Source organism: Paenibacillus sp. 01T442, assembly GCF_056398345.1.
Map to the genome: position 1 here is coordinate 13,909 of NZ_JBFTPF010000020.1, position 25,682 is coordinate 39,590.

Below are 25,682 nucleotides of genomic sequence, written 5' to 3' on the forward strand. Positions count from 1 at the left end.
TGTCATGGGGAGAGAAACCAAAATGTTCCATAGAAGAGATACCAGAGCCGTTCGGGTAGGTGATTTAACGATCGGTGGCAGTAACGAAGTAATCATGCAAAGCATGTGTACTACCAAAACCGCTGATGTCAAAGCGACAGTTGAAGAAATTCTTCGCTTAGAAGAAGCAGGTTGTCAACTTGTGCGTGTGACGGTCAACAATAAGGAAGCTGCTGAAGCTATCAAGGAAATTAAGAAACAAATTCATATTCCGTTGGTCTCTGATATTCACTTCGATCATCGTTTGGCTCTTGCAGCGATTGAGAACGGGATAGACAAAGTTCGCATTAATCCAGGTAATATCGGTCGCCGTGAGAAGGTTGAGGCGGTTGTGAAGGCATGTAAAGAGCGTGGCATCCCGATTCGTATCGGTGTTAATGCGGGCTCCCTTGAGAATCATCTTCTTGAAAAGTACGGCTATCCAACGCCTGAAGCGATGGTAGAAAGCGCCTTGTTCCATATCAACATTTTGGAAGAACTCGATTTCCATGATATCATCGTATCCTTGAAGGCTTCTGATGTTCCTATGGCCATTGCGGCGTATTCTCAGGCTGCGAAGGCGTTTAATTATCCGCTCCATCTTGGTATTACAGAGGCAGGGACTCTCTTTACAGGTGCTGTGAAAAGCGCCGCGGGGATTGGAACTTTGCTTAATATGGGGATCGGTAACACACTTCGTATTTCTTTAAGTGCGGACCCTGTTGAAGAAATTAAAGTTGCCAGAGAACTGCTTAAGACATTTGGTTTAATTACGAACGCCGCAACGTTGGTTTCTTGTCCGACTTGTGGTCGTCTGGATATTGACTTATTCTCTATCGCTAATGAAGTTGAAGATTATATTGCTAAGATCAAAGTGCCGATTAAGGTTTCTGTATTGGGTTGTGCCGTGAACGGGCCTGGTGAAGCGAGAGAAGCGGATATTGGTATCGCAGGGGCTCGCGGAGAAGGCATGCTTTTCCGTTATGGAGAGATGATTCGTAAAGTGCCTGAGGCTGAACTACTTACTGAGTTGAAAAAAGAAATTGATATTATTGTGGCTTCCTACGAACAGACTGGGGTCATTCCTGGGCGCAAGCAGCACTAAGTAGATATTAGAACGAAATAACAACCGTTAAAGAACTCAACGATGAGTCTTTAACGGTTTTTTTGTACGCCCACGTCTAAGCGCATATTTGCCAAGGAAGTGAAGCATAATGAGTAAAACTGGAAAGCATGCTCAATAGTACGAAGACTTTCTGAAACAATAGCTAATGCTTATGAAGCCAGTTTTTCTGATGGAAACTTTAAGGAGGAGAAGAGGATGAAGACATTTCCAACGTTTGCAATATGTCGACAGGTAGCGCTTACTCTAATCACAGGTGCTGTAATAATTGCGAATCCAGGTTTCACACAGGCAGAGCCCAATTTAATACCGCAACAGCCAACCGGAGCGATTACGAAGAAAGTAGCCATCGTTATTGACGACTTTGGCAATAACATGGAAGGGACAGCGGAAATGCTGAAGCTGCCCATCCCATTTACTGTGGCTGTAATGCCCTTCTTGCCCTCAACGAAGCAAGATGCACAGTTAGCTCATGACAGAGGACTAGAGGTCATTCTACACCTTCCAATGGAACCTGTAAGAGGGAAGAAGAGCTGGCTGGGTCCAGGCGCAATTACAACTGACTTGTCCAGCGAAGAAATTCATAAAAGAATCGTTGCGGCGATCGACGATGTTCCTTATGCCATAGGTATTAATAATCATATGGGTTCCAAAGCGACCGCGGACGAAAGAATCATGAAGATCCTTATCGAGATTTGCAAAGAACGAAATCTAATCTTACTGGACAGTCGGACCACGCCAAAGAGCTTGATTGGTAAAATTGCAGATTCACGTGGCGTGCCGCATGCGGATAATCAGTTATTTTTTGATGATCTGTATACGTACACTCATATTAATAAGCAAATGGTTAAGCTTAGAAAATTAATACATGACAAGGATGAAGTGATTGCTATTGGCCATGTAGGGCCTCCTGGGAAGAAGACCGCTCATGTCATCAATGAAGCTATTCCAAGCATTCAAAAGGAAGCAACCTTTGTTCCTATTTCACAAATGGTTAAATAGACTATTTTGGATGTGTCATGGTGAAATATTGTTCGACAGCAAGTGTAATGGCTTTGGCAAGCTTGGCTTGATGATGACTGTCATTAAGGAGCTTCCGATCCGATTTATTAGATAAAAATCCAAGTTCAACAATGACGGAAGGGCATTTAGTGTACTTAAGTACATGATACTTTTTACCAAGAACAGGAAGCTCTTCCGTCCCATAAACTTGATTCAAAGAATCTTGTAAGAGGCTTGCTAACAGAATGCTGTCAGATTGATTTTGATAAATGACGAGCGGTCCGCGTGTGTTAGATTTTTTGGACCAATTGATATGCAAACTAAGCATCATCCTCGGTTTAATGGTATTGGCTAGGCCAGAACGCTGAGCGAGATCTTTGCGATGTCTGCTTCCGTATKACCATGTATTGTCATCACTCAATGCATAGTCCTCGGTACGGTTTATAATGACGCGATACCCTCTTTTAACAAGTGACTTATATGTTTTCTTGGCGATAGCTAGATTCATATCTTTTTCTTCATATTTGCCAACCATGGTCCCGCTGTCGATTCCACCATGTCCTACGTCGAGAATGATGTCTGCGGTAGGAAGAAGGGGGTCAGAACGAGCAGCCGAAGCTAACTGTGAATTAGGCACGCAAAGAAATAGTGCAAGTAGAATAATCAACAAGTATTTCTTCAAATCCAGCCACATCCTTTTACAAGAATAACTACCCTTATCCTTCTTCCGCGAGGGGGCTATCATACGTGATGCAAAAGTTTGCATGGATTGGATTAACCTTCTTTTACACGGGAATAATGGAAAATAGCAAAGGAAACTAGGCTAGACATACAACGTACCTAATCGAAGATGACGTGTTTAAGGAGGTTCAACACATGAGTTTAAGTATCATTCTAATGGTCATTCAAGTGTTTTTTGCAGTTGTAATCGGGTTGTATTTCTGGAACTTACTGCGAAATCAACAGACGAACAAGTCTGCAGTGGATAGAGAGTCTAGGAAAGAACTGGAGAAATTGCGCAAGTTGAGATCCATTTCGCTAACCAAACCTTTGTCTGAGAAAACGAGGCCTTCTTCTGTGCAGGATATTGTTGGACAAATCGAAGGGTTGAAGGCACTGAAAGCGGCACTATGCGGCCCGAATCCTCAGCATGTGCTTATTTATGGCCCTCCCGGCGTTGGAAAAACGGCTGCAGCACGCGTCATATTAGAAGAAGCGAAGAAAAATCAAGAGTCTCCATTTCGACCTGACTCCAAGTTTACAGAAATAGATGCTACAACGGCCCGTTTTGACGAGCGTGGTATAGCTGATCCGTTGATTGGATCTGTACATGATCCCATCTATCAAGGAGCAGGTGCGATGGGTGTTGCTGGAATACCGCAACCGAAACCAGGTGCTGTAACGAAGGCGCACGGGGGAATTTTGTTCATTGACGAAATTGGTGAATTGCACGCGACGCAAATGAACAAATTATTAAAGGTGCTTGAAGATCGTAAAGTGTTCTTAGAGAGTGCCTATTACAGCTCTGAGGATGCGAATATTCCAGGTTATATTCATGATATATTTCAAAATGGGCTACCAGCAGATTTTCGTTTGGTTGGGGCAACGACTCGCACACCGAGTGAAATTCCTCCTGCCATCCGTTCACGCTGTTTGGAAATTTTCTTCCGGCCACTTTTGCCAGGTGAGGTCGGCGAAATTGCAAGAAAAGCGCTTGATAAAATTGGTTTTAAAAAATGTGAAGATGCCATTGAAGTTGTAACGAAATATGCAACGAATGGCCGCGAGGCAGTCAATGTGATTCAATTAGCCGCGGGGATTGCCCTAACCGATAAGCGGGATTCGATCACAGCAGCTGATATTGAATGGGTCGTGAATTCTTCACAAATCCCACCTAGACCTGAGCGCAAAGTACCTGCTCAGCCGCAAATAGGCTTCGTAAATGGCTTAGCTGTTTATGGTCCTAATTTGGGCACTTTATTGGAAATTGAAGTAACAGCGATTCCAATTGCGGTTGCAGGTACAGGGAAATTCAATATTACAGGTGTTGTTGATGAAGAGGAAATGGGCGGAGGCTCTCGAACCATTCGTCGAAAAAGCATGGCAAGAGGCTCTGTGGAAAATGTGTTAACTGTTCTTCGCAAGCTAGGTTTTAATACGTCGGATTATGATTTGCATATCAATTTCCCTGGCGGGGTGCCGATTGATGGACCATCCGCAGGTATTTCGATGGCTACAGCGATCGCCTCAGCCATACATAAAATACCTGTAGATAACAAATTAGCCATGACAGGAGAAATGAGCATACATGGGAAAGTGAAGCCTGTTGGCGGTGTTGTGGCCAAAGTAGAGGCGGCATTCCAAGCAGGTGCTACCCGTGTTATTATTCCAAAAGAAAATTGGCAAGCTTTGTTTGTTGATTTACCTGGTGTTGAAGTTGTCGCGGCAGAGACAATTGAGGAAGTGCTAGCTGCAGCACTCGGCATTGAGCTTCATGATAATGTGATTCCTTTACCTTTCTCTATGGAAAGAACGATTCCAGCAACAACTTTACCCATTCTACATGCCAATTCACAGCATACAATTGACTCTTAAAGGGAGGCTTTTCGCTACCTTACATGGCGCGTCAGCCCTCAATTGGTGTTTTGTTTAGAGTTTTGTTAAAATGTAAAGGGCAATGTAGGTAGAAAATCCCACATCGATAAAATAAACGACTACGCTGTCCTCTGGACAGAGCGTTTATCCAAAAATAAAGCCATTTATCATGTGAAACCTATTATTACTTATATTTCAAGGTGAGACTTTGAACGAAGGTTCAAGGATCCCTATTATTGGAGGTGCAGAGGATGGGGCCTGGAAAAATGAAGGTGCGCAGATTGCCGTTATTGCCACTTAGGGGACTGCTAGTCTATCCGAGCATGGTTCTACACCTGGATGTAGGGCGAGAAAAATCGGTGAAAGCACTCGAGCGGGCGATGGTGGATGACAGCATGATTCTCCTCTGCTCTCAATCAGAGATCAACATAGAAGAACCAACGAAAGAGGATATTTATCGCATCGGTACCATCGCGAAAGTGCGGCAAATGCTCAAATTACCGAATGGTACCATTCGCGTTCTAGTAGAAGGTGTTTTACGTGCTGAAATCGTAGAGTACTTGACGAATGACGAGTATTACGAGGTAACCGTAAAAGAATTGCCGGAGCAAGAAATTTCAGATCCTGAGATTGATGCCTTGATGAGAAGTGTATTAAGTCAATTCGAGCATTACATCAATCTTTCAAAGAAAGTAACGCCTGAGACACTAGCCGCGGTATCTGATATTGATGAGCCTGGCCGTTTAGCAGACGTGATTTGTAGTCATTTATCGCTCAAAATCAAAGATAAACAAGATATTCTCGAGACCGTTGACGTTCGTGAACGGCTCGAGAAAATGCTTAATATTTTGAATAATGAGCGGGAAGTGCTTGAACTCGAACGCAAAATCAGTCAGCGTGTCAAGAAGCAAATGGAGAAAACACAGAAGGAATACTACCTTCGTGAGCAGATGAAGGCAATTCAGAAAGAGCTTGGGGATAAAGAAGGTCGTGCTGGCGAAGTTGATGAGTTACGTAGCCAGTTAGCTGAGGCAGAGCTTCCGGAAAAGGTCCGCGAGAAAGTTGAGAAAGAGATCGATAGGTTGGAGAAAATGCCTGCAACTTCTGCAGAAGGCGGCATCATTCGCAATTATATCGATTGGTTATTAGGTCTTCCTTGGGCCAAACAAACCGATGACGATTTGGACTTAGATAAAGCAGAAGAAATATTGAATGAGGATCATTTTGGTCTCGAGAAGCCGAAAGAGCGGGTCCTAGAGTACTTAGCCGTGCAGAAGCTAGTCAAGAAACTCAAAGGTCCGATTCTTTGTTTAGTTGGCCCTCCAGGGGTTGGTAAAACTTCGATTGCCCGTTCAATTGCTAGATCGATGGGAAGACAGTTCATCCGCATTTCGCTAGGCGGCGTGAGAGATGAAGCTGAAATTCGCGGTCATCGTCGTACGTATGTTGGCGCTATGCCAGGTCGAATTATTCAAGGTATGAAGAATGCAGGCGCGAATAATCCCGTTTTCTTATTAGATGAAATTGACAAGATGGCGATGGATTTCCGCGGAGATCCTGCTTCAGCCTTGCTTGAAGTATTGGATCCTGAACAAAATAGCACTTTTAGCGATCATTTCATTGAAGTACCTTTTGATTTATCCAACGTGATGTTTGTGACTACGGCGAATGCTGTGCATAATATTCCTCGTCCTCTGTTAGATCGGATGGAGGTTCTATATATTCCAGGGTATACGGAGATTGAGAAGCTCCAAATTGCCAAGAAATATTTACTTCCTAAGCAGAAACGTGATCACGGTCTTGAAGAAKAGCAACTTGTCGTGGATGAGGCCGCTTTGATGAAGATCGTGCGCGAATATACACGAGAAGCAGGCGTGCGTAATCTAGAGCAGCAGGTTGCAGGTATGAATCGTAAAGCAGCTAAGAAGATCGTAGCTGACCCTGAGACACCTGTTCATGTAACGGTAGAAAACTTAAGTGACTATTTAGGTCCTGTTAAGTTTAAATATAATGTTGCAGAAGAGAAGGATCAGATCGGCGCTGTTACTGGTCTAGCTTGGACGGAGGTTGGGGGAGATACACTCGTTATTGAGGTATCTGTGCTGCCTGGTACTGGCAAGTTGACCTTAACGGGCAAACTTGGTGATGTCATGAAGGAATCCGCGCAAGCAGCTTTCAGTTACACGCGTTCGCGAGCTGATGTCCTCGGCATTGCCCCAGATTTCCATGAGAAGAATGATGTACACATTCATATTCCTGAAGGTGCTATTCCGAAGGATGGTCCATCAGCGGGTATAACAATGGCTACCGCATTAATCTCTGCACTGACGAACATTCCGGTTTCACGCTTAGTGGCGATGACTGGAGAGGTCACGCTTCGCGGCCGCGTACTTCCCATCGGGGGCTTGAAGGAAAAGGCACTAGCTGCACATCGTGCGGGTATACGTACAATTCTTTTACCTCAAGACAACGAGAAAGACATTATCGAAATTCCAGAAAGTGTCCGTACAGAGATGACGTTTATCCCTGTCAGCCACATGGATCAAGTGCTGGAACATGCGCTTATCAAAAATAAGCCGACGGTTAACGTCGGATCGACTTAGAAAGTAGTTGAACATTCATGAAAGTCAATCAAGCTGAATTTATCATCAGCGCGGTTGGACCTAGCCAATATCCAGAGGATGCCTTGCCAGAGATAGCGCTGGCAGGGCGTTCTAATGTCGGGAAATCGTCACTCATTAACTGTTTGATTTCTCGGAAAAACTTAGCTAGAACCAGTTCTCAACCGGGCAAGACGCAAACTCTTAACTATTATAAAATTAATCAGGACTTATATTTCGTTGATCTCCCCGGCTATGGCTACGCAAAGGTATCCAAAACCAAGCGTGAGCAATGGGGCAAATTCATTGAAAGCTATTTATTGAATCGTGAGCCATTGCGTCTTGTGATGCAGTTAGTCGATCTGAGACATCCGCCTTCCAAAGATGATCAGGCGATGTACGAATGGCTTCGTCACATGGATGTACCTGTTCTTGTTGTTGCAACCAAAGCGGACAAGATTCCTAAGAGCAGATGGCCGAAACATTTGAAGATTGTACGTGAAACACTAGGGATGGATAAAGGAGTTCAGCCACTGATGTTCTCTTCCGAGCTAGGGCTTGGCAAAGATGAACTGTGGGGAATTCTAGAGCAAGCGATTGCTTATGGCGAGCCGGATCCTCAAACCGAAGAAGTACTAACTAGCGCTGTAATCGATCCGCAACCGTCCTAATCGCAGGGCGGTTTTTTGCGTATTGTTAAGGATAACGTTCAAAGATAGAGGAAATCAAAAAGAAGTATACGGGAAAGCGAGGTATTCTGGGGGAAATTTGATGGCATTCCAGTTTATCAAGCATTTTTCAGAATATTTGGCTGATTATCATGATTTGCCGGCAGGAATATTCGTGACTCTTGTAGTATAATAATAAGCAAGGTAATAGTTAATGGCTTGAAAACAAAGAATCGAGGGATTTTTATGGCACAAAGGTTAGCGACTGAATATGTCAAAACCTGCCTCCAGTTAACAGAAGCCGATATGTTGAAGTTTTTTCAAATGTTTGTGGACCATCAAGTGACACTGCAAGTCAAAGTTTTGGAAAACGGGAATCAAGAAGTTGTTTTTCAAGATGGCGAAGGTCAAGAAATCGTCCTTTCATTTGAAAAGAAATCGGGCCTATATGAATGCACAGGATCCTGCAGATTAAGTAATACCTTATTAGCTAATTTAATGCGTAAAGCAGTATCGGAATTCAAAGGCAGCGCTAAAGTCAATCGGATTTACCCAAGCTACACGATGGTTTATTATTATGAACGCGGAACCGTGGTGAAGATCGAGGAAATCAAAGGTCAACTATTGACAATTGTCTATGAGCACAAAGATACCATTGGCCTCATGCAGATGATGTTCCAGAAGAGAGAAGTTGAGCAAGAGATCGAAATGATTTACGATCAAATCAATCACCTTCTTGATATGCGTAACATGCTGCAGGCTAGGGATGAACACCAACAGATCGACATTCGCCTCAATGAGCTTACACATCGTTTGTTCGTTTTGGAGGCATAATCACCCATACATGCTATATTTATGGAGACCCATTTTTGGGTCTCTCTTTGTTTTCAGGCACATGCAAAGGCATTACGACATAATTTAGATATGGCGTCGGTGTGACAGTTAGCCTTTAACAAAAAAAACTATTGCATTTATCGTCGATAGATGTTATTTTTATTCTCGTTGAAACAATATAGGAACCAGGATTCACTCAGGACATTGAATGTTGCGAGAGATTATACCCTCGGGAAGTGAATGACGTAGGTCCTAGCGGATGAAATTTTTTTCACACATTTTATTCCTAGGAAGGGGGAACCGAAAGATGGAAACAGAATACTCAACTTTCGGAAGACACGTTGCTGTTGATACTTGGGGGGTAGATTTTGAACTTCTGAACAATGCAGAATGGCTGCAAGCTCAGATGGTTGAAGCTGCCGAGGTATGTGGAGCAACTGTTTTATCTGTACAATCCAAGCAATTCGAACCACAAGGAGCAACAGTTCTTGTCATGTTGTCCGAGAGTCATCTCTCCATTCATACTTATCCTGAGAGAGGTTTTGCCGCACTTGATTGTTATACATGCGGTGAGACAGTCGACCCTCAATTAGCAATCGACTTTATGGTATCCGTACTAAAACCAGAAACATTCTATGCGAAGAAACTTGTTCGCGGAATGGGTGAACTACAAGTAGAAACTCCTGAAATAAAGCAAGCAGAGCTTGTTAAATAAAATTCTGCAAAAGATAACGGTAACCACGGAGAAATCCGTGGTTATTTGTTTGTTCAGACACCCATACAATGATATTGGCGATACATGTCCAGTTCACTTGAGGTGGGGGAAGAAGCTTGAAGCATAAAATCATTAGGAAATTGGTGGTGTATGTCGTTGTTCTCTTTCTAATCATTTGGCCCATCTATCAACTCGCGCAAATGTTAGGTCATCAAAAGGAAGATCACGATGCCACACATTTACTGTTCCAAGTATCCTTATTTCAAATGGAAATATTGAAGAGTAGTCTAGAAGAAGCCTCACAAAGTAAAAGTACGAATGAGCTCGATCCAGTGAGACGAGCACTGTACTCAGCGGAATACACGCATGAGCGATTGATTTTGGCAGCTGGGGGAAAAGAGGAGTTAAGCTCTCTTAGCTTCATGAACCAACTAAGCCAGTACATACAGAGGTTGCAGCTCGGTGGCGTGAGAGCTCTGAAAGCGGATGAGACATTAACGTTGAAGGAAGCCCAAAGGCAATTTGGGAAGATGTATGAGGTCTATGAGAAAATGATGGCTTCGAATGGCGATATCATTTCATCGCAGAATACCGAGTTATCGAAACTAGATCGCGAAATGACTTCCTTTTTAAGAAAAAAAGGGCTGCAATAAGGGATTCTGCATGTATGAGGTATAGAGGAGCACGGAGCTGTTAAAACTAACGATCAGTACCAAAGCATTCATAATTTATTCAAATATTTTGTCGGAATGTCTGAAATGCTGTGCTATAATGATTCTAAATAGACGGAAAGGCAGGTGGTAACAATGCATATTATCGCAGTTGGTTTGAATTATCGGACAGCCCCGGTAGAAATTCGTGAGAAGTTTGCGTTCTCAGATCAAGATCTACCGAAGGCAATCGCGGAATTGAAAGAGACGAAAAGCATCTTGGAATGTGTCATTGTTGCCACTTGCAATCGCACCGAAATTTATGCTGTCGTGGATCGTCCTCAGCTGTGCAGTCATTACTTGACGCATTTTCTTGAGCGTTGGTTTCATGTGACGAAGGATCAGTTCCAGAAGCATTTATATACGTATGAGAATGAGAAATCAATTGAGCATTTATTCCGTGTCACAACGGGGCTTGATTCGATGGTCATCGGGGAAACTCAGATTCTCGGTCAAGTAAGGGATGCTTTTTTAGCGTCTCAACAATTGAAAGCAACAGGTTCCTATTTCAATACGCTGTTCAAACAAGCGATAACACTTGCGAAGAAAGCACACTCAGAGACGGGCATTAGTAATAATCCAGTCTCAATTAGCTATGCTGCTGTAGAACTCGGTAAGCGAATTTTCGGAAGCTATGTGAACAAGACCATTATGATTATTGGTGCTGGCAAGATGAGTGAGCTGACGGTGAAGCATCTGTATGCAAATGGTGCGAACAAGGTTATCGTTGTGAATCGCACATTGGAAAGAGCTATGGATTTAGCAGGCAAATTTAGCGGTGTGGCTTGCACACTAGAGGAAATGCCGAAATATTTACCAGAGGTTGATATTATCATTAGCTCGACTGGAGCGCCTGGATACGTTCTGACGAAGAAGGATATTCAAACTTATGTGCAAAAAAGAAAATCACGTCCGCTGTTCATGATGGATATCGCGGTTCCGCGGGATTTAGATCCTGAGATTAGCGGCTTGCCTAATGTGTTCCTCTACGATATTGATGATTTGGAGCATATTGTGGATAAGCATTTGCAGGAGAGAAAGAAAGAAGCGGCTAAGATTGAGATCATGATTACGACCGAAATCTCTGCTTTTGACCAATGGACGAAGACACTTGGCGTCAGCCCTCTGATTAGTGCTTTGCAAACGAAAGCGAATCAGATTCACGAAGAAACCATGGAGAACATGCTGAATAAGTTGACTGATTTGGATGAGCGTGAAATTAAGGTGATTCGCAAATTAACGAAGAGTATTGTGAATCAAGTGTTGCGTGATCCGATCCTACGGATCAAAGAAATGGCGGGAGAGCGCCATGGCGATGATGCTCTCGAAATTTTCACCAAGCTTTTCGCATTAGAAGATACGCTTAAACAACAAGAACAGGCAGATCAAATAGCACAAGAGCTAGAGTCAGGTTTTAACAAAGTGGAAAGTAAACAAACGCCCAATGAGAAGCTGTCCGTTCGTAGTTTGCAAAACGCGGATATTCTAGCCCCATCTTGATTAAAAGGCGCTAACCGCCTAGGAGAGGTGCCATGGTTACACGTAGCTGGTTGTTTGATGCGATGATTTATATGTATGCCCTGAGCCTACTGTTTTACTTTTCGGATTTCGCCAATGCGAGCCGAAGCGCGAAACGGATGGGGACGGGGCTGCTTTTGTTTGTATGGGTTTTGCAAACCGCTTACTTGGCTATCAGTCTATATGGTCATTTGACGGAATGGGCTTTCGTTCGATCTGACGTACTCTTTATGTTTTCGTGGCTGATTGTAACGATTTCATTGATTATCAACCGTTTTTTCCGAATTGAATTGTTCGTTTTTTTTGTAAATGTACTTGGCTTTGCAATTCTTGCACTGAATATATTTGGAAATCCGCATGTCGTGCCGATCAAATCCGATTGGGACATCAATGATGAGCTATTATTCATTCATATTTCGTTAGCGATTGGCAGCTATGCCGCTTTTTCAATTGCCGCAATTTTTTCAGGGATGTACATATTTTTACATGCAAGGTTGAAAAGCAAAAATTTCTCTCAGGCTGTCATGAGACTGCCATCTCTTGAGAAAATTGAGCATTATACCTATTTGTCGGTCATTATCGGGGGGCCGTTGCTTCTAATGGCTTTAAGTCTTGGTGTGGTGTGGGTTGTGCTTGAAGGAAATCGCAATCTTCTCTATGATCCCAAAGTAATCAATTCATTCTTCGTATTGGCAGCCTATGCTTTTTACTTATTTCAACATAAATCCATGCAGATTTCGGGGAATAAGCTAGCTGTTTGGAACTTGGCAGCTTTCTGTATCGTCGTGTTGAATTTCGTTGTTTCGAACCTTGTATCGGATTTTCATGGGTGGATATGGAGCTAAATGGTTGGCAGCATCCTTTTCCCATAATGATGAATTTAGCAAGACGCCGGTGCTTGATTGTTGGCGGGGGTCCGATAGCAGAACGGAAATTGCGATCATTGCTTGCAGCTGGAGCCGAGGTGACGCTTGTCAGTCTAGCGTTTACGGCTGGAATTCTAGAAATGGAGCATCGATCTGATGTGATCATGAAGAGACAGCCCTATGATGCAGCGATATGGTCAGCCCATGGCGAGGCGCGATTCGCATTAGTCATTGCGGCGACGAACGATTCACAAGTCAATAGACAGATCGCCCAGGATGCGAATGCGCATGATTTACTTGTCAATATTGTAGATAAACCTGAACTAAGCTCGTTTATCCTGCCTTCCGTTGTTCGTCGTGGCAAGTTGGTCATTACGGTCTCCACAGGTGGAGCTAGTCCATCAGCAGCGCGTAAAATTGCCAAAGAGATCGACAAAACCTATGGCGATGAGTATGAGATCTATTTGGATTTTCTCAGTGAAACTCGCTTATTCATCCAAGAACGCGTGAAGGATAAAAAAGCAAGGCAGGGCCTATTTAAAGACATGCTGGCATGGGACCTCATGCCTTTGATCCGTGAAGGAAAGTTTGAAGACTGGAAAGAGAAGTTCAACTTAGCCTTACATGGCGAAGCTTGGATGCAATCGCAAGAGCAGGTAGAGATGGAACTGCCTTCTTGGTCTTTCAACGATGAGATTAGGCAACACGTATAGGAGGCGGAGACGAAATGAAAACGATAATAGTAGGAACAAGACAAAGTGCGTTGGCACTGACGCAAACGGGACAAGCCGTGGAACTGTTGAAACAGCTTGCGAAAGAGCATGGTATCGAATGTCAATTTGAAATTAAAAAAATTGTAACGAAGGGCGATCGGATTCTGGACGTCACGTTATCCAAAGTTGGAGGCAAGGGACTGTTCGTGAAGGAAATCGAACAAGCGCTGACGGACGGGGAGATTGATATCGCCGTTCATAGCATGAAGGATATGCCTTTCGAGCTGCCCGAAGGTCTCGTTGTAGGCGCGATTCCTAAGCGTGAAGACCCGCGCGATGCGCTGATCACGCGTGGTGGCCGATCATTGGACGAGCTGCCGCAGGGCGCGCTTGTCGGCACAAGCTCGCTGCGCCGGGCTAGCCAGCTGCAGCATCACCGCCCGGACCTCCGGATCGAGTCGATCCGGGGCAATATTGATTCGAGGCTGCGCAAGCTCGAAGAAGAGAACTTCGATGCGATTATGCTTGCCGCCGCGGGTCTTCACCGGATCGGCTGGCAAGATCGCATCAGTAGCTACTTGCCGCCGGAGCTATGCCTCCCTGCCGTAGGGCAGGGAGCGCTGTGCATCGAGTGCCGCGGCAACGACGCTTTCGTGCTGGACTTGCTGGGCAAGTTCCAGCATGAGCCAACGGCGCTCGCGGTGCGAGCGGAGCGTGCTTTCCTCGGCAGACTCAACGGAGGCTGCCAGGTGCCGCTCGGCGCATACGCGAGCGTCGAGAACAGCAGCGGAGACGTTCCGCTGCTGACCTTGACCGGCATGGTCGGGACGCCGGACGGCGTGACCATGCTGAAGGAAACGGCTTCCGGGAATGATCCGGAAGCGTTGGGTGCCTTAGTCGCAGAGCAGCTCATCGCACAAGGAGCCGAGAAGATTTTAGCTGAGGTCAGGGAGTGATGACTGTGAACAAAGGAAGAGTTTTTCTTGTTGGAGCGGGTCCTGGAGATCCTAAGCTCATCTCGGTTCGCGGGATGGAAGCGATCCAAAGAGCTGATGTCATCGTATATGATCGACTGGCGAATCCACGCTTATTGAAGCATCGTAGACCAGAAGCAGAACTCATCTTTGTTGGCAAGCTGCCGGATAAACATATATTAAAGCAAGAAGAAATTAATCAGTTGCTTGTGGATTTGGCTTTACAAGGGCATGTGGTAACACGCTTAAAAGGTGGAGATCCGAGTGTATTCGGTCGCGTTGGTGAAGAAGCCGAGCTGCTGGTGGATAACGGGATAACGTATGACATTATCCCAGGAATCACCTCTTCGATTGCTGTTCCAGCTTATGCGGGTATTCCTGTCACACATCGCGATTTCACGTCGTCCGTTGCGATTGTAACGGGCCATGAGTATCCGAATAAAACGTATTCCAGCTTAAACTGGGAGCATCTGGCCAAAGCGATTGGCACGATGGTGTTCCTGATGGGCGTTGCCAATTTAGAGCAAATATGCCGTGAGTTAATTCGTTGTGGGAAGCCGTCAGAAATGCCTGTTGCCTTAGTGCGATGGGGAACTTGGGCGGATCAAGCGACGATTACAGGTACACTTGCAGATATCACAGAAAAAGTAAGAGAAGCGAACTTCAAATCTCCAGCCGTCATTATCGTAGGTGAGGTAGTTAAGCTTCGTGAGAAGCTGGCTTGGATGGAGAAGAAGCCGCTGTTTGGCAAGCGAGTACTTGTCACGAGAGCTCGGAGTCAAGCGAGTGAACTTGTGGATCTGATCGATGATTTGGGTGGAGAACCCGTCGAATTCCCTGTCATTCGTTTACAGCCGCCAAGTAGTCAAGAAGCTAGGCAAGCATTGGATAATGCATTAGAGAGACTACAGGAGTTTGACTGGATTGTGCTAACGAGTGCAAATGGTGTTGAGTTCTTCTTCCGCAGATTGCGTGAGTTAGGCATTGATGTTCGCAGAATGGGGAACGCACGGATTGCTGCAGTAGGTCCTAAGACCGCTGAGGCGCTCGCTGAGCGTGGTATCATTGCAGACGTCCTACCAGCTAAGTATCATGGGGAAGGTATCCTAGATGCCATTCAAGGGGATTTGAACGCAGGTCAGAAAGTATTGCTGCCGACAGCAGACTTAGCACGTGATTATTTACCGTCTAAATTGAAGGAGCTCGGCCTTGAAGTTACCGAAGTGGATGTGTACGAGAATGTACTGACCACCGATGACGGAGAAGAGATTATACATCTTTTGCAAAATCAAAGCATTCATATCATCACTTTTACAAGCTCATCGACCGTTACGAATTTACTCGAAGCGCTAAAGCAACTCGGTATGGAAGATCCGATATCGCTGTTGCAAGGCGTAGAGATTGCAGTTATTGGTCCCAAAACAGCAGAAACTGTCTTACAAACAGGACTGTCGATTACTTATACGGCTGAAGAAGCAACAGTGGCTTCTTTGGTACAAAGCATGATTCAAGGAGGCGGAAATCCATCATGAGTTTTCCAATCGTTCGTAACCGCCGCTTACGCGGAAATGCAGCCATTCGTAATCTTGTACGTGAGAATCAAGTGACAGTGAACGATGTCGTTCAACCGATCTTTGTTACGCATGGTACAAATGTAAAGTCAGAAATTGCCTCGATGCCTGGTGTGTATCATTTCTCACTCGATCGTGTGAAAGAGGAAATCGATGAAATTACGCAATTGGGCATCCAAGCGATTCTCTTGTTCGGTGTACCTGATTATAAAGATGCAACCGGAACATCCGCATTTATGGATGACGGTATCGTACAGCAAGCAACGCGCTTTATTAAAGAGCTCAACCCTAACTTACTGATTATCGCAGATACGTGCTTATGCCAATTTACCGATACAGGTCATTGCGGCGTTATTCATCACCATCCGATTACAGGGCAAGCAGATGTCGCGAATGATCCTTCTCTCGAGCTACTCGTTCGTACAGCTGTATCGCAAGCCAAAGCAGGTGCTGATATTATTGCCCCTTCCAATATGATGGATGGTTATGTGCAAGCCATTCGCGCTGGACTTGATGAAGCTGGTTATGAGAACACACCGATCATGGCGTACTCCGTTAAATATGCTTCGGCCTACTACGGTCCGTTTCGTGATGCTGCGCATTCCACACCGCAATTCGGTGATCGGAAAACGTATCAAATGGATCCGGCTAACGGTCGTGAAGCCCTTCGTGAAGCGTCAAGCGACGTCATCGAGGGAGCAGATTTCTTAATGGTGAAGCCAGCACTCGCTTACATGGACATTATCCGCATGCTGAAGGATAACTTCGACTTGCCCGTTGTCGCTTATAATGTGAGTGCAGAGTACGCCATGGTGAAAGCTGCTGCTCAGCAAGGTTGGGTGAATGAAGAAGCGATTGTGATGGAAACGATGATGGGCTTCAAACGTGCAGGAGCAGATATTATCTTGACATATTTCGCCAAAGATATTGCTCGCTACTTGCAAAAGTAAGGAGATCATGAACCATTTGTCCTCTGTGATGTATAACGGAGTTCGGTGGTTCTTTTTGTCATACTTTTGTCGCAATAGATAAGCTTACGTTGGTTGTGAGAGGGGTATAATTAGGGCATAATGGATGAGAATAGATGGAAACAAGAGGAAGGTGCCTCATGAGTTATAACGATAATTTTATTAAAGCATGCCGGAAAGAAAAAGTTGATACACTGCCTGTGTGGTATATGCGTCAAGCCGGTCGCTACGACCCGGACTACCGTAAGATTAAGGAAAAGTACTCCTTGCTTGAAATTTGTCAGCAACCAGAGTTAGCTGCTGAAGTAACGATGATGCCGATCAAAAAGCTTGGCGTAGATGCCGCGATTTTGTACTCGGATATTATGAACCCAGTGGCTTCGTTGGGTGTTGATTTTGATATTGTGAAAGATATCGGTCCCGTGATACATACGCCGGTTCGTACGGCACAAGATGTTGAACGACTTCGTCCAATTGATGTGGAGAAGGACTTGTCCCACATTCTTCAAACGATTCGTATTTTAGATAAAGAGTTAGAGGTTCCGTTGATTTCGTTTGCGGGTGCGCCATTTACGATCGCCAGCTATTTGATTGAGGGCAGACCCTCCAAGAGCTATATCCGTACGAAGCAAATGATGTATTCTGAACCAGCAGTCTGGTTCGCCTTGATGGATAAGCTTGGGGATATGGTTATCACGTATCTTCGCGCGCATATCGCCAATGGGGCAAAAGCTGTTCAAGTATTCGATAGCTGGGTGGGGGCTCTCTCTCCAGCCGATTTCGACGTCTATGTACGTCCTACGATGATGCGGATTTTCAAAGAGCTATCGGACTTGAAAGAACCGAAAATTTATTTCCCTGGCGTTAGCTCAGGTGAATTGCTGCCATATCTGACAACGATTCAAGCTGATGTGATTGGTTTGGATTGGCGTGTACCGATTAATGTTGGGCGTGAACGACTACAGAATCGATACGCGGTGCAAGGGAACTTAGATCCGTATATTCTAACAGCGCCGATGAGTGTGATTGAAGCGCAAGCGAAAGCCATTATGGATGAAGGGATGAAGCAGCCAGGTTTTATTTTCAACCTAGGACATGGCTTATTCCCAGAAGCATCGCTTGAGAAATTGAAGGAATTAACGACGTTTGTTCATACGTATTCGCATTCCGTTTTAACTCAGCAAGCTGGAAAGAGTGGTGTTTAACATGACCAAAACGCGCATTGGCGTCTTAGTGATGTCGTACGGTACGCCGGAAAGTTTAGATCAAGTTGAAGCGTACTATACGCATATCCGTCGTGGTCATCCGCCGACCCCTGAGCAATTGCATGAATTAACGACGCGTTATGAGGCTATTGTCGGTGGCTTCTTCCCGCTGCGTGAAAATACGAATAAACAAGTAATGGGACTCGAAGCTACGCTTCGTCAAGAGCATCCTGAGCTTGAATTTGTCTGCTATCAAGGCCTAAAGCACGCTCAGCCGTATGTAGAAGATGGTGTAGAGCAAATGGTTAAAGACGGCATCACAGAGGCTGTAGGGGTCGTTCTAGCGCCTCACTACTCGACGATGAGTGTCGGTGGCTATGTGAAGAGAGCGAAGGATAGGGCAGAAGCGCTAGGACTTAACATAACTTTCGTTCTGGATTATCACCTCCATGGGAAGCTGCTTGATGCTTTGCAAACACGTGTAGAGAAAGCTTTGGGGAAATTTGCTGAAGCGGATCGGGATAACGTGAGAGTCATCTTTACAGCACATAGCTTGCCTGAGAAAATTCTGGAAATGAAGGATCCGTATCCGGATCAATTGTTGGCTACCTCCAAAGCGCTTGCTGAGCGGGTTGGTCTTACGAATTGGCAGTTTGGTTGGCAAAGTGCTGGTCAGACTGCCATGCCTTGGTTAGGTCCAGACATTATGGATGTCATGCGTACGATTAAGCAAGAAGAAGGCGTGGATAAGATACTCCTCTGTCCAATCGGTTTCGTTTCTGATCATTTAGAAGTTCTTTATGATATTGATATCGAAGCACAAGGGTTGGCGAAAGAGCTAGGCATTCACTTGGAACGTACAGAGTCGCTCAACACGGATCCGCTATATATGGAAACCTTAAGTGATGTTGTTTACAAGAAATGGCAAGAGGCAGCGAGTTCGAAATGAGTAATAAAGTGCCTCATTATATGATTATAGGCGGCGGGATCACGGGGCTGAGCGCTGCTTTTTATTTGAAAAAACAGTTAGAGACCGACGGGGGAGATTCCCCCTTTCGCATTTCTGTCGTCGAGAAATCACCATCATTTGGCGGGAAAATTCATACGATTGAGCGTGACGGCTTTGTGATTGAAAAGGGGCCTGATTCCTTCCTAGCTCGTAAACGTCCCATAATTGATTTAGCTTATGATTTAGGAATGGAAAACGAGCTGACAGGTACGAATCCGAAAGCTAAGAAAACGTACATTGTTCGTGGGAGAAAGCTGCATCGCATGCCTCCTGGCTTGGTTCTCGGAATTCCGACTCAAATGACACCTTTTATGAAGACAGGCCTTATTTCACCACTCGGCAAGCTTCGCGCTGCGATGGACTTGATCAAGCCGAAGCGGGATGTCACCGCAGATGAGTCGCTTGGACATTTTCTAGAGCGTCGACTTGGTAAGGAAGTACTTGAGCGCATTGTTGAGCCGCTGCTAGCAGGGATTTACGCCGGGGATACGTATAAGCTGAGCTTGAAGTCCACCTTCCCGCAGTTTCGAGCTATGGAGCAGAAGAACCGCAGTTTAATTCTCGGGATGATGGCGAGCCGCAAAAATGTGTCCGAGGAAAGCGCGCATTTGCCTGCGGCTGTTCGCAATTCAGTCTTTGTAACGTTTAAGCGAGGGCTGCAATCGCTAGTTAATGGTTTAGTAGACGCGTTATCTACTGTGGATTTACGTGCTGGAGTTGGTGTTGAGTCCGTGCGTCGTGTAGAGGATGGACAAACAGAAGTTGTCTTTGAGGACGGTCAGCGTGAAATCGTTGACGGTGTCATTGTGACGACGCCAACGTATCAAGCGGCGAGGCTGCTTTCGGAGCTGCCAGCTGCAAGCAAGCTAGCAAAGATTGCTTATATATCGGTAGCCAATGTGATTATGGCGTTCGATCGTAAAGATATTCCTTTTGAACTGGATGCCTCCGGTTTCCTTGTTCCTAAGCATGAGGGCTATACCATTACAGCGTGTACGTTAACCTCAGCGAAGTGGCTGCATGCGGCACCAGAAGGCAAGGTGCTGCTTCGTTGTTATATTGGTCGTTCTGGTGAGCAGGAATGGCCAGCATGGTCTGATGAGCAATTAATTAGTAAAGCACGACAGGATATAGGTGATCTGCTGGGGATTACAGCTGAACCTGGTTTTGTTGAAGTGACGAGGTTGATGCATTCCATGCCGCAATACCCTGTTGGCCATTTAGAGGAGATCGCGGATTTCAAAAAAGAGCTGACTGCGGCCATGCCGCGCGTACTGGTCACGGGGGCAGGGTTTCACGGCGTCGGACTGCCCGATTGTATCCGGCAAGGGAAAGAAGCTGCCAATCAACTTGCCAGTCTTGTTCTAAGACAATAGCATTAACGGAGCTTGGTCAACTCCAAAGTGAATTCACTTGCAGAGATGGTCAGGATTTTCTTCTCTTCGAGATCACGAATGACCTGCATAAGCGTAGCTTTCTGAACACCAGCCAGCTGAGAAATTTCATCAAAGTTAAGAACAAGCTTAATGACGATTGTGGTGCCTTTACGCAGTCCATGCGAGTTCGCCATTTTGATCAAACTTTTGATGACTCGTGTTCTTGCATCTACGAACGTTAAATCATAAACTTGTTGATTCGTATCGCGTAGACGGTTACTGAGTTCTTGCATGATGCCTAAGCTAATGTCAAAATGATTACGAAGCAGATCAAGGAAGCTTTGCCCGGTTATCGTTAGGAGTGTGGATTCTTCTAAGGTTTGAGCTGAAGCAGAACGTGGTTTGCCATCTATGAGAGAAAGCTCACCGAAGCTTTCGCTGCTTTTGCAGATAGACAGTATTTTTTCCTCTCCTGACTGGCTTGTTGTGTAGATTTTAACGGAACCGCTTAGTACCATATAGAAGACAGAGCCGATTTCTTTTTCTTGAAATAAAATCGTGCCTGGTTTATAAGTACGTCTTGTACAAATTTCAATAAGGGCGTCTAATTGATGCTCGCCCAGTTGGGCAAATAAAGGAACTTTCTTGATAAGCTCTAGCATAGGTTGTACCGCCTTTATAGGTAGTTAATGGTAGGATATGACCTCATTTTATCACAAGATCACGTCATTGGGGGCTAAATTATGGTAAATTCGAGCAGAATCGACAAACTGTCAGCGGCTGCTTTCCAAGAATCAAGAAAGCTGATTCCTGGCGGAGTGAACAGTCCAGTTCGTGCTTTTAAATCGGTGGGCTTAACACCGTTATTCATGGAGAGTGGATCCGGCTCGCGAGTGACGGATATTGATGGGAATACGTTTATTGATTATGTTGGTTCATGGGGACCACTTATCGTGGGACATGCACATCCGAAGGTATTGGAAGCGATTCAGGCTACAGCTATAAAAGGTACAAGCTTTGGTGCTCCAACGTTGCTTGAAACGGAGATGGCGAAGCTTGTTATTGAACGCGTACCGTCCATTGATATGGTTCGCATGGTCAATTCGGGGACGGAAGCTACCATGAGTGCGTTGCGCCTAGCTCGTGGATTTACGAAGCGCGACAAGATCGTGAAATTCGAAGGAAGCTATCATGGACATGCGGATGCTTTGTTGATCAAGGCTGGGTCTGGGGTTGCTACACTTGGATTACCAGATAGTCCTGGAGTACCTAGCAGCGTCGCGCCTAACACAATTACTGTGCCTTATAATGATTTGGATTCCGTAAAGCTTGTTTTTGAAAAGTTCGGAGAAGAAATTGCCGCGCTTATCGTAGAACCCATTGCAGGGAATATGGGGGTTGTTCCTCCAGCAGCTGGCTTCCTGCAAGGTCTTCGTGACATTACTAAGCAGTATGGCTCCTTGTTGATTTTTGATGAGGTTATGACCGGTTTCCGCGTGCATAAGAACTGTGCACAAGGTTTATACGGTGTAACACCTGATTTAACTTGTTTAGGTAAAGTTATTGGCGGCGGGCTTCCTGTAGGTGCTTATGGCGGCCGCTTAGACATCATGGAGCAGATTGCTCCTGCGGGTCCGATTTACCAAGCAGGTACGTTATCAGGCAACCCACTTGCCATGGCAGCTGGTTTTGCAACGTTGTCCTTACTAGGCGAGCCGAATGTTTATGAGGAGCTGGAACGCAAGTCAGCTAGACTAGAAGCAGGCTTTGCTGCGAATGCGGCTGAATTCGGCATTGCCAGCACGATCAATCGTGTAGGCTCCATGGTTTGCCCGTTTTTCACGGAGATAGCAGTCACCAACTACGACACAGCCAAAACATCCGACCTTGGCAGATTTAATGCCTACTTCGGTAACTTGCTGGATTTAGGTGTTTCCGTTGCACCTTCGCAGTTTGAGGGTATGTTTGTGTCTACGGTGCATTCTGATTCGGATATTGAAACGACGATCGAGGCTCATCGCGAAGCCTTGAAACGATTATAATGAAAAGGGCAGCCCTCCGTAGAATGTTCTACGTGAGGGCTGTCCCTTTGTTTGAGGACGTGTGCTCCAGGCGAATAGATGGATTTTGTACAGTTAAATTCTTGAATTTTCCGAGCAAACTTAGTTTAGATGGATAAACTACAGTTAATTTTATCCATTTTTCCCGAACGGAACAAAAGAGGCCGTTTTACCTACATGTTTTACAGTTAAATCCAAATTTCAAGGAAATATCTCGAAAATAGCTGTATATTTTAGAGTTAGCACAATTGTGCGCCTCGGTATGGATGCGGGGATAAGAGTCGCGGAAATGGGAGCTTACATGGGACTCAGAAAAAGGGGACAAGGACAAGAAGACGGACACGCCGCGGCTCGGACGATGTTGGTGACGTTGGGTGCCGCGATCGAATGCACCCGCAAAAAAACCAGTTAGCATCCGCAAAATCGGATGCTAACTGGTTTTTTAACCACGATAGAACGTATTAGTTAGGTTTAATTGTTGGAGATGTTGATATTGATGTTGAAGCGTTCGGTGAAGTTTCCGCTCCATTCGTTGCTGGCTTCGGAGTAGCACTCGGTGTGGGAGATGGTGTTGTTGAGGTTGTCGTCGTTGGCTTCGTACTACCCGTGTTACCACCTGTATTATTCCCACTACTTGGCGTTGGCGTAGCTGTAGGAGTTGGTGAAGGATTGCCTGTATTTGTTGGTATAGGACTAGTTGTATTCGTTGGTGTTCCAGTTGACGGCTTTTCCGTTGAGCTCGGCTTTGTTGAGTCGGTACTTGAAGGTGAAGATGTAACGCCAGCTTTGCCTGATTCAGCCGTGTTTTCTGGTTTAGCAGATGGTGTTGGTGTTGCTTTCGGCGTTGGTGTAGGTAATTTACCTTGCGCCTTCAGTTCTGCTTGTTCTTTCAAGAATTCAGGGTGAGTTGAAGCACCGCCTGCATCAATCGTCGTTAAGCCAGCCCAAATGTTCTTCACTTCGACTTTCTCAGGATGATCGAATACTAAGAAAGCTGAAGGTAAGCGACGTTCGCCATAACGGCTGGATGGTTTGGTAATGAGTGCATTATTATAAACCATTTCAGAAGATGCTCCGCCATCAAGGAATCCAGCGTTGATGACATCGTCTTCTAAGAAAAGATCCTGAACTTCTTTCAGTGTAGCACCAACACTTGACGTTTGACGGCCGTCAATGACGATAAAGATAACCGTACCGTCTGCTTTTTGTCCAACAGCTGTACGCGGCGCACGTCCCCATCCGCCATCACCGCTTGTAATTAGCGGTTTACCGTTCGCGATAACTCGCGGATAGAAGGAAACGGCTTCAGAGACGCCGAGTTTCAGTAATTCGTTAATTGTATATTTACCGATAATGAGTGTGCCTTCATTCGTGAAACCGACAATTTGTTGCGGGTTGCTTCCTTCTTGGTCGGTATAAAGAATTTCACCACCGGACATAATAGCACCGATTGGGGCAAATCCGTTTCCAAGACCGTCAGGATCATTGAAGCCACCGCCATTGACACCGGCAACAGCACCCGTACGTTGAACCATGGCTGTAATTCGTTCACCTTCACCTTGTTTGGAAGGAACGACAACACGGATTGAACGTGGATCATATACATACATTCGCTTACCCTTCCAAAGGGTGCCTGAAATATCTTCTACTTTGACGAGACTCTCAATTGGGCGGTTTGTATTAAACTGAACAGCCTCAATATCTTGTTTCTCGATGGAGTTAACTTCCGTTAAATTCTGCATCTCAAGCACCATTTGATCACGACGCTGCGCGCCTACGAAGATCCAAGCCCAGTCGCGGTGCTGTGTTGTTATGACGGTTTTGGCCAAATACTCACGAATGAATGTCCCTGGCGGGGTTAGAAATAGAAAGCTAGAACTTAGAAATGCACATACTGCTATAACGAGTAAAGTCCGCTTCAACCAACTATAATTCCGAAAATGATTTGCAATTGAACTACCCAAGGTAAACCTCTCCTGCTCTATTAATAAATTGATAGAAAATGTCGAAAAAAAAACAATACAAAATAATAGTATCATATTTTTGCATGCAAATGGTAATGGTAATTGTTAAAATAAAGTGTACTTAATCCCTCTTTCTTAAGGAGCTCGTTCTATTTATGAAACGTTATTACTTTTTTGATTTCCCAATCGACCTTATGGCGATTGTTTTTGTATTTCTACTCATTCTGCTAGCAATCTTTCTATCATTTCGTAAAGGCATGAAATCATGATTACTTGGTCGCGCAATGGAGAATGGTTGGAGTTACCGCTTCCGAATGAGCAATGGAAACCGCTCAAACCGGGCGCTGTTGAAGAATTAGCGGCGTATCTCCCGGTACCTCGCAAATATTTCCTGCGATTAGCTTCCCAGGGGCTTATTCGCATAGACAATAATACGATTCGACTTAAGGTTTTTCCACAGGAAAAGGCGGCGTTTAAACCGGAATCTTACCCATTAGACGTTTTATTTGAAGATGAGTTCACTCTTGTTGTGAATAAACCAGCTGGAAAGTCTGTCCATCCAGCTGAAGCCGGACAAGGAGGAACACTTGCCAATGCGGTAGCTCATTATTATGAAGCGACAGGGCAAGCATGCGGCGTTCGGCATATTCATCGTCTAGATCAAGATACGACGGGCGTTGTACTTTATGCCAAAAATGAATGGGCACATGTCCTGTTAGATGAAGCCATGCGAGAAAAACAAATCGATAGACGTTATATTGCGCTAGCTCATGGGATTTTCAAAGAAAAGGAAGGATGGATTGATGAACCGATCGGCAAGGATCGTCATCAGCCAGGGAAGCGAAGAGTGGCTCCCAATGGGGATCAGGCACTTACACATTACCGTGTCGTTCAACAAATGAAAGCTGGTGCACTCGTTGAAGTGGAGTTGGAAACCGGCAGAACACATCAAATTCGAGTCCATCTCAGCCATTTAGGACATCCACTTATCGGAGATATCTTATATGGAGGTTCTTCACGATCGTTTCATCGACAAGCCCTTCACGGCGAAAGGCTGATATTCAAGCATCCGATTACGCAAAATGAGGTCGTTGTGCACGCACCTTATCCACTAGATTTCAAGACTTTGCTGGATCAAATGTCTTTAAGTTAAAAATATAGTCATGCCTGGCCTCATCCACCCATATACTTTT

General features: G+C 45.1%; 22 protein-coding genes. 19 read left to right on the forward strand and 3 right to left on the reverse strand.

The genetic code is table 11. The features are described 5' to 3' along the window. The first annotated feature begins 22 nt into the window (after nucleotides 1-22). Together ispG and AC1DLM_RS17395 are read left to right on the forward strand one after the other, a co-directional pair. Nucleotides 23-1,123, forward strand: a complete 1,101-nt coding sequence (ispG, locus tag AC1DLM_RS17390; protein ID WP_477570682.1) for a flavodoxin-dependent (E)-4-hydroxy-3-methylbut-2-enyl-diphosphate synthase — start codon at nucleotides 23-25, stop codon at nucleotides 1,121-1,123. 216 nt (nucleotides 1,124-1,339) lie between these two features. Further along, nucleotides 1,340-2,143 (forward strand): divergent polysaccharide deacetylase family protein, encoded by an 804-nt coding sequence (locus AC1DLM_RS17395; protein WP_441990012.1) that lies wholly within the window; start codon nucleotides 1,340-1,342, stop codon nucleotides 2,141-2,143. 1 nt (nucleotide 2,144) lies between these two features. On the opposite strand, the gene AC1DLM_RS17400 is transcribed toward AC1DLM_RS17395, so the two are convergent. Then, nucleotides 2,145-2,825 carry an N-acetylmuramoyl-L-alanine amidase family protein gene (locus AC1DLM_RS17400; RefSeq protein WP_477570683.1) on the reverse strand — a complete coding sequence of 227 codons (681 nt, stop codon included), beginning with the start codon at nucleotides 2,823-2,825 and terminating at the stop codon, nucleotides 2,145-2,147. A 194-nt stretch (nucleotides 2,826-3,019) separates the two neighbouring features. Between AC1DLM_RS17400 and lonB the strand changes: the two genes are divergently transcribed. The 15 genes from lonB (at nucleotide 3,020) to hemG (ending at nucleotide 20,465) form a co-directional block, all read left to right on the forward strand. Further along, on the forward strand, nucleotides 3,020-4,738 hold the full coding sequence (lonB, locus tag AC1DLM_RS17405; protein ID WP_171630414.1) for an ATP-dependent protease LonB: 1,719 nt from the start codon (nucleotides 3,020-3,022) through the stop codon (nucleotides 4,736-4,738). A 251-nt stretch (nucleotides 4,739-4,989) separates the two neighbouring features. Beyond that, on the forward strand, nucleotides 4,990-7,341 hold the full coding sequence (lon, locus tag AC1DLM_RS17410) for an endopeptidase La (protein WP_477570684.1): 2,352 nt from the start codon (nucleotides 4,990-4,992) through the stop codon (nucleotides 7,339-7,341). Nucleotides 7,342-7,358: 17 nt separating this feature from the next. Then, nucleotides 7,359-8,009, forward strand: coding sequence for a ribosome biogenesis GTP-binding protein YihA/YsxC (yihA, locus tag AC1DLM_RS17415; protein ID WP_171630412.1), 651 nt, complete (start codon nucleotides 7,359-7,361; stop codon nucleotides 8,007-8,009). 243 nt (nucleotides 8,010-8,252) lie between these two features. After that, nucleotides 8,253-8,840: a hypothetical protein gene (locus tag AC1DLM_RS17420; protein WP_056610308.1), complete on the forward strand. Its 588-nt coding sequence runs from the start codon at nucleotides 8,253-8,255 to the stop codon at nucleotides 8,838-8,840. A 307-nt stretch (nucleotides 8,841-9,147) separates the two neighbouring features. Then, nucleotides 9,148-9,555, forward strand: coding sequence for an adenosylmethionine decarboxylase (speD, locus tag AC1DLM_RS17425; RefSeq protein WP_056610310.1), 408 nt, complete (start codon nucleotides 9,148-9,150; stop codon nucleotides 9,553-9,555). 116 nt (nucleotides 9,556-9,671) lie between these two features. Then, nucleotides 9,672-10,208 (forward strand): S-adenosylmethionine decarboxylase, encoded by a 537-nt coding sequence (locus tag AC1DLM_RS17430; protein WP_441990009.1) that lies wholly within the window; start codon nucleotides 9,672-9,674, stop codon nucleotides 10,206-10,208. Between the two features lie 153 nt (nucleotides 10,209-10,361). Further along, a complete protein-coding gene (hemA, locus tag AC1DLM_RS17435; protein ID WP_441990008.1) occupies nucleotides 10,362-11,765 on the forward strand; it encodes a glutamyl-tRNA reductase in 1,404 nt (467 codons plus the stop codon). Nucleotides 11,766-11,797: 32 nt separating this feature from the next. After that, nucleotides 11,798-12,628: a cytochrome C assembly family protein gene (locus AC1DLM_RS17440; protein WP_171630409.1), complete on the forward strand. Its 831-nt coding sequence runs from the start codon at nucleotides 11,798-11,800 to the stop codon at nucleotides 12,626-12,628. Nucleotides 12,629-12,657: 29 nt separating this feature from the next. Beyond that, nucleotides 12,658-13,362: a precorrin-2 dehydrogenase/sirohydrochlorin ferrochelatase family protein gene (locus AC1DLM_RS17445; protein ID WP_477570721.1), complete on the forward strand. Its 705-nt coding sequence runs from the start codon at nucleotides 12,658-12,660 to the stop codon at nucleotides 13,360-13,362. Between the two features lie 14 nt (nucleotides 13,363-13,376). Further along, nucleotides 13,377-14,318 (forward strand): hydroxymethylbilane synthase, encoded by a 942-nt coding sequence (hemC, locus tag AC1DLM_RS17450; RefSeq protein ID WP_441990006.1) that lies wholly within the window; start codon nucleotides 13,377-13,379, stop codon nucleotides 14,316-14,318. Continuing rightward, nucleotides 14,318-15,868 (forward strand): uroporphyrinogen-III C-methyltransferase, encoded by a 1,551-nt coding sequence (cobA, locus tag AC1DLM_RS17455; RefSeq protein WP_477570685.1) that lies wholly within the window; start codon nucleotides 14,318-14,320, stop codon nucleotides 15,866-15,868. Before hemC ends, cobA begins: the two co-directional genes overlap by 1 nt. Continuing rightward, a complete protein-coding gene (gene hemB / locus AC1DLM_RS17460; protein WP_441990004.1) occupies nucleotides 15,865-16,857 on the forward strand; it encodes a porphobilinogen synthase in 993 nt (330 codons plus the stop codon). The genes cobA and hemB overlap by 4 nt, the downstream gene beginning before the upstream one ends. A gap of 158 nt (nucleotides 16,858-17,015) precedes the next feature. After that, nucleotides 17,016-18,080 (forward strand): uroporphyrinogen decarboxylase, encoded by a 1,065-nt coding sequence (gene hemE / locus AC1DLM_RS17465; protein ID WP_477570686.1) that lies wholly within the window; start codon nucleotides 17,016-17,018, stop codon nucleotides 18,078-18,080. A gap of 1 nt (nucleotide 18,081) precedes the next feature. Beyond that, entirely contained in the window at nucleotides 18,082-19,029 is a 948-nt protein-coding gene (gene hemH, locus AC1DLM_RS17470; RefSeq protein ID WP_477570687.1) for a ferrochelatase, read from the forward strand. Continuing rightward, a complete protein-coding gene (gene hemG / locus AC1DLM_RS17475) occupies nucleotides 19,026-20,465 on the forward strand; it encodes a protoporphyrinogen oxidase (protein ID WP_477570688.1) in 1,440 nt (479 codons plus the stop codon). The genes hemH and hemG overlap by 4 nt, the downstream gene beginning before the upstream one ends. 2 nt (nucleotides 20,466-20,467) lie before the next feature. Here the strand turns inward: hemG and AC1DLM_RS17480 are convergent, their stop codons facing one another. Continuing rightward, a complete protein-coding gene (locus tag AC1DLM_RS17480) occupies nucleotides 20,468-21,127 on the reverse strand; it encodes a Crp/Fnr family transcriptional regulator (protein ID WP_171630401.1) in 660 nt (219 codons plus the stop codon). A gap of 81 nt (nucleotides 21,128-21,208) precedes the next feature. Between AC1DLM_RS17480 and hemL the strand changes: the two genes are divergently transcribed. Continuing rightward, on the forward strand, nucleotides 21,209-22,507 hold the full coding sequence (gene hemL / locus AC1DLM_RS17485) for a glutamate-1-semialdehyde 2,1-aminomutase (RefSeq protein ID WP_477570689.1): 1,299 nt from the start codon (nucleotides 21,209-21,211) through the stop codon (nucleotides 22,505-22,507). Nucleotides 22,508-22,986: 479 nt separating this feature from the next. On the opposite strand, the gene AC1DLM_RS17490 is transcribed toward hemL, so the two are convergent. Beyond that, entirely contained in the window at nucleotides 22,987-24,489 is a 1,503-nt protein-coding gene (locus tag AC1DLM_RS17490) for a phosphodiester glycosidase family protein (protein WP_477570690.1), read from the reverse strand. 265 nt (nucleotides 24,490-24,754) lie between these two features. Between AC1DLM_RS17490 and AC1DLM_RS17495 the strand changes: the two genes are divergently transcribed. After that, on the forward strand, nucleotides 24,755-25,642 hold the full coding sequence (locus AC1DLM_RS17495; protein ID WP_477570691.1) for an RluA family pseudouridine synthase: 888 nt from the start codon (nucleotides 24,755-24,757) through the stop codon (nucleotides 25,640-25,642). Nucleotides 25,643-25,682: the final 40 nt, after the last annotated feature.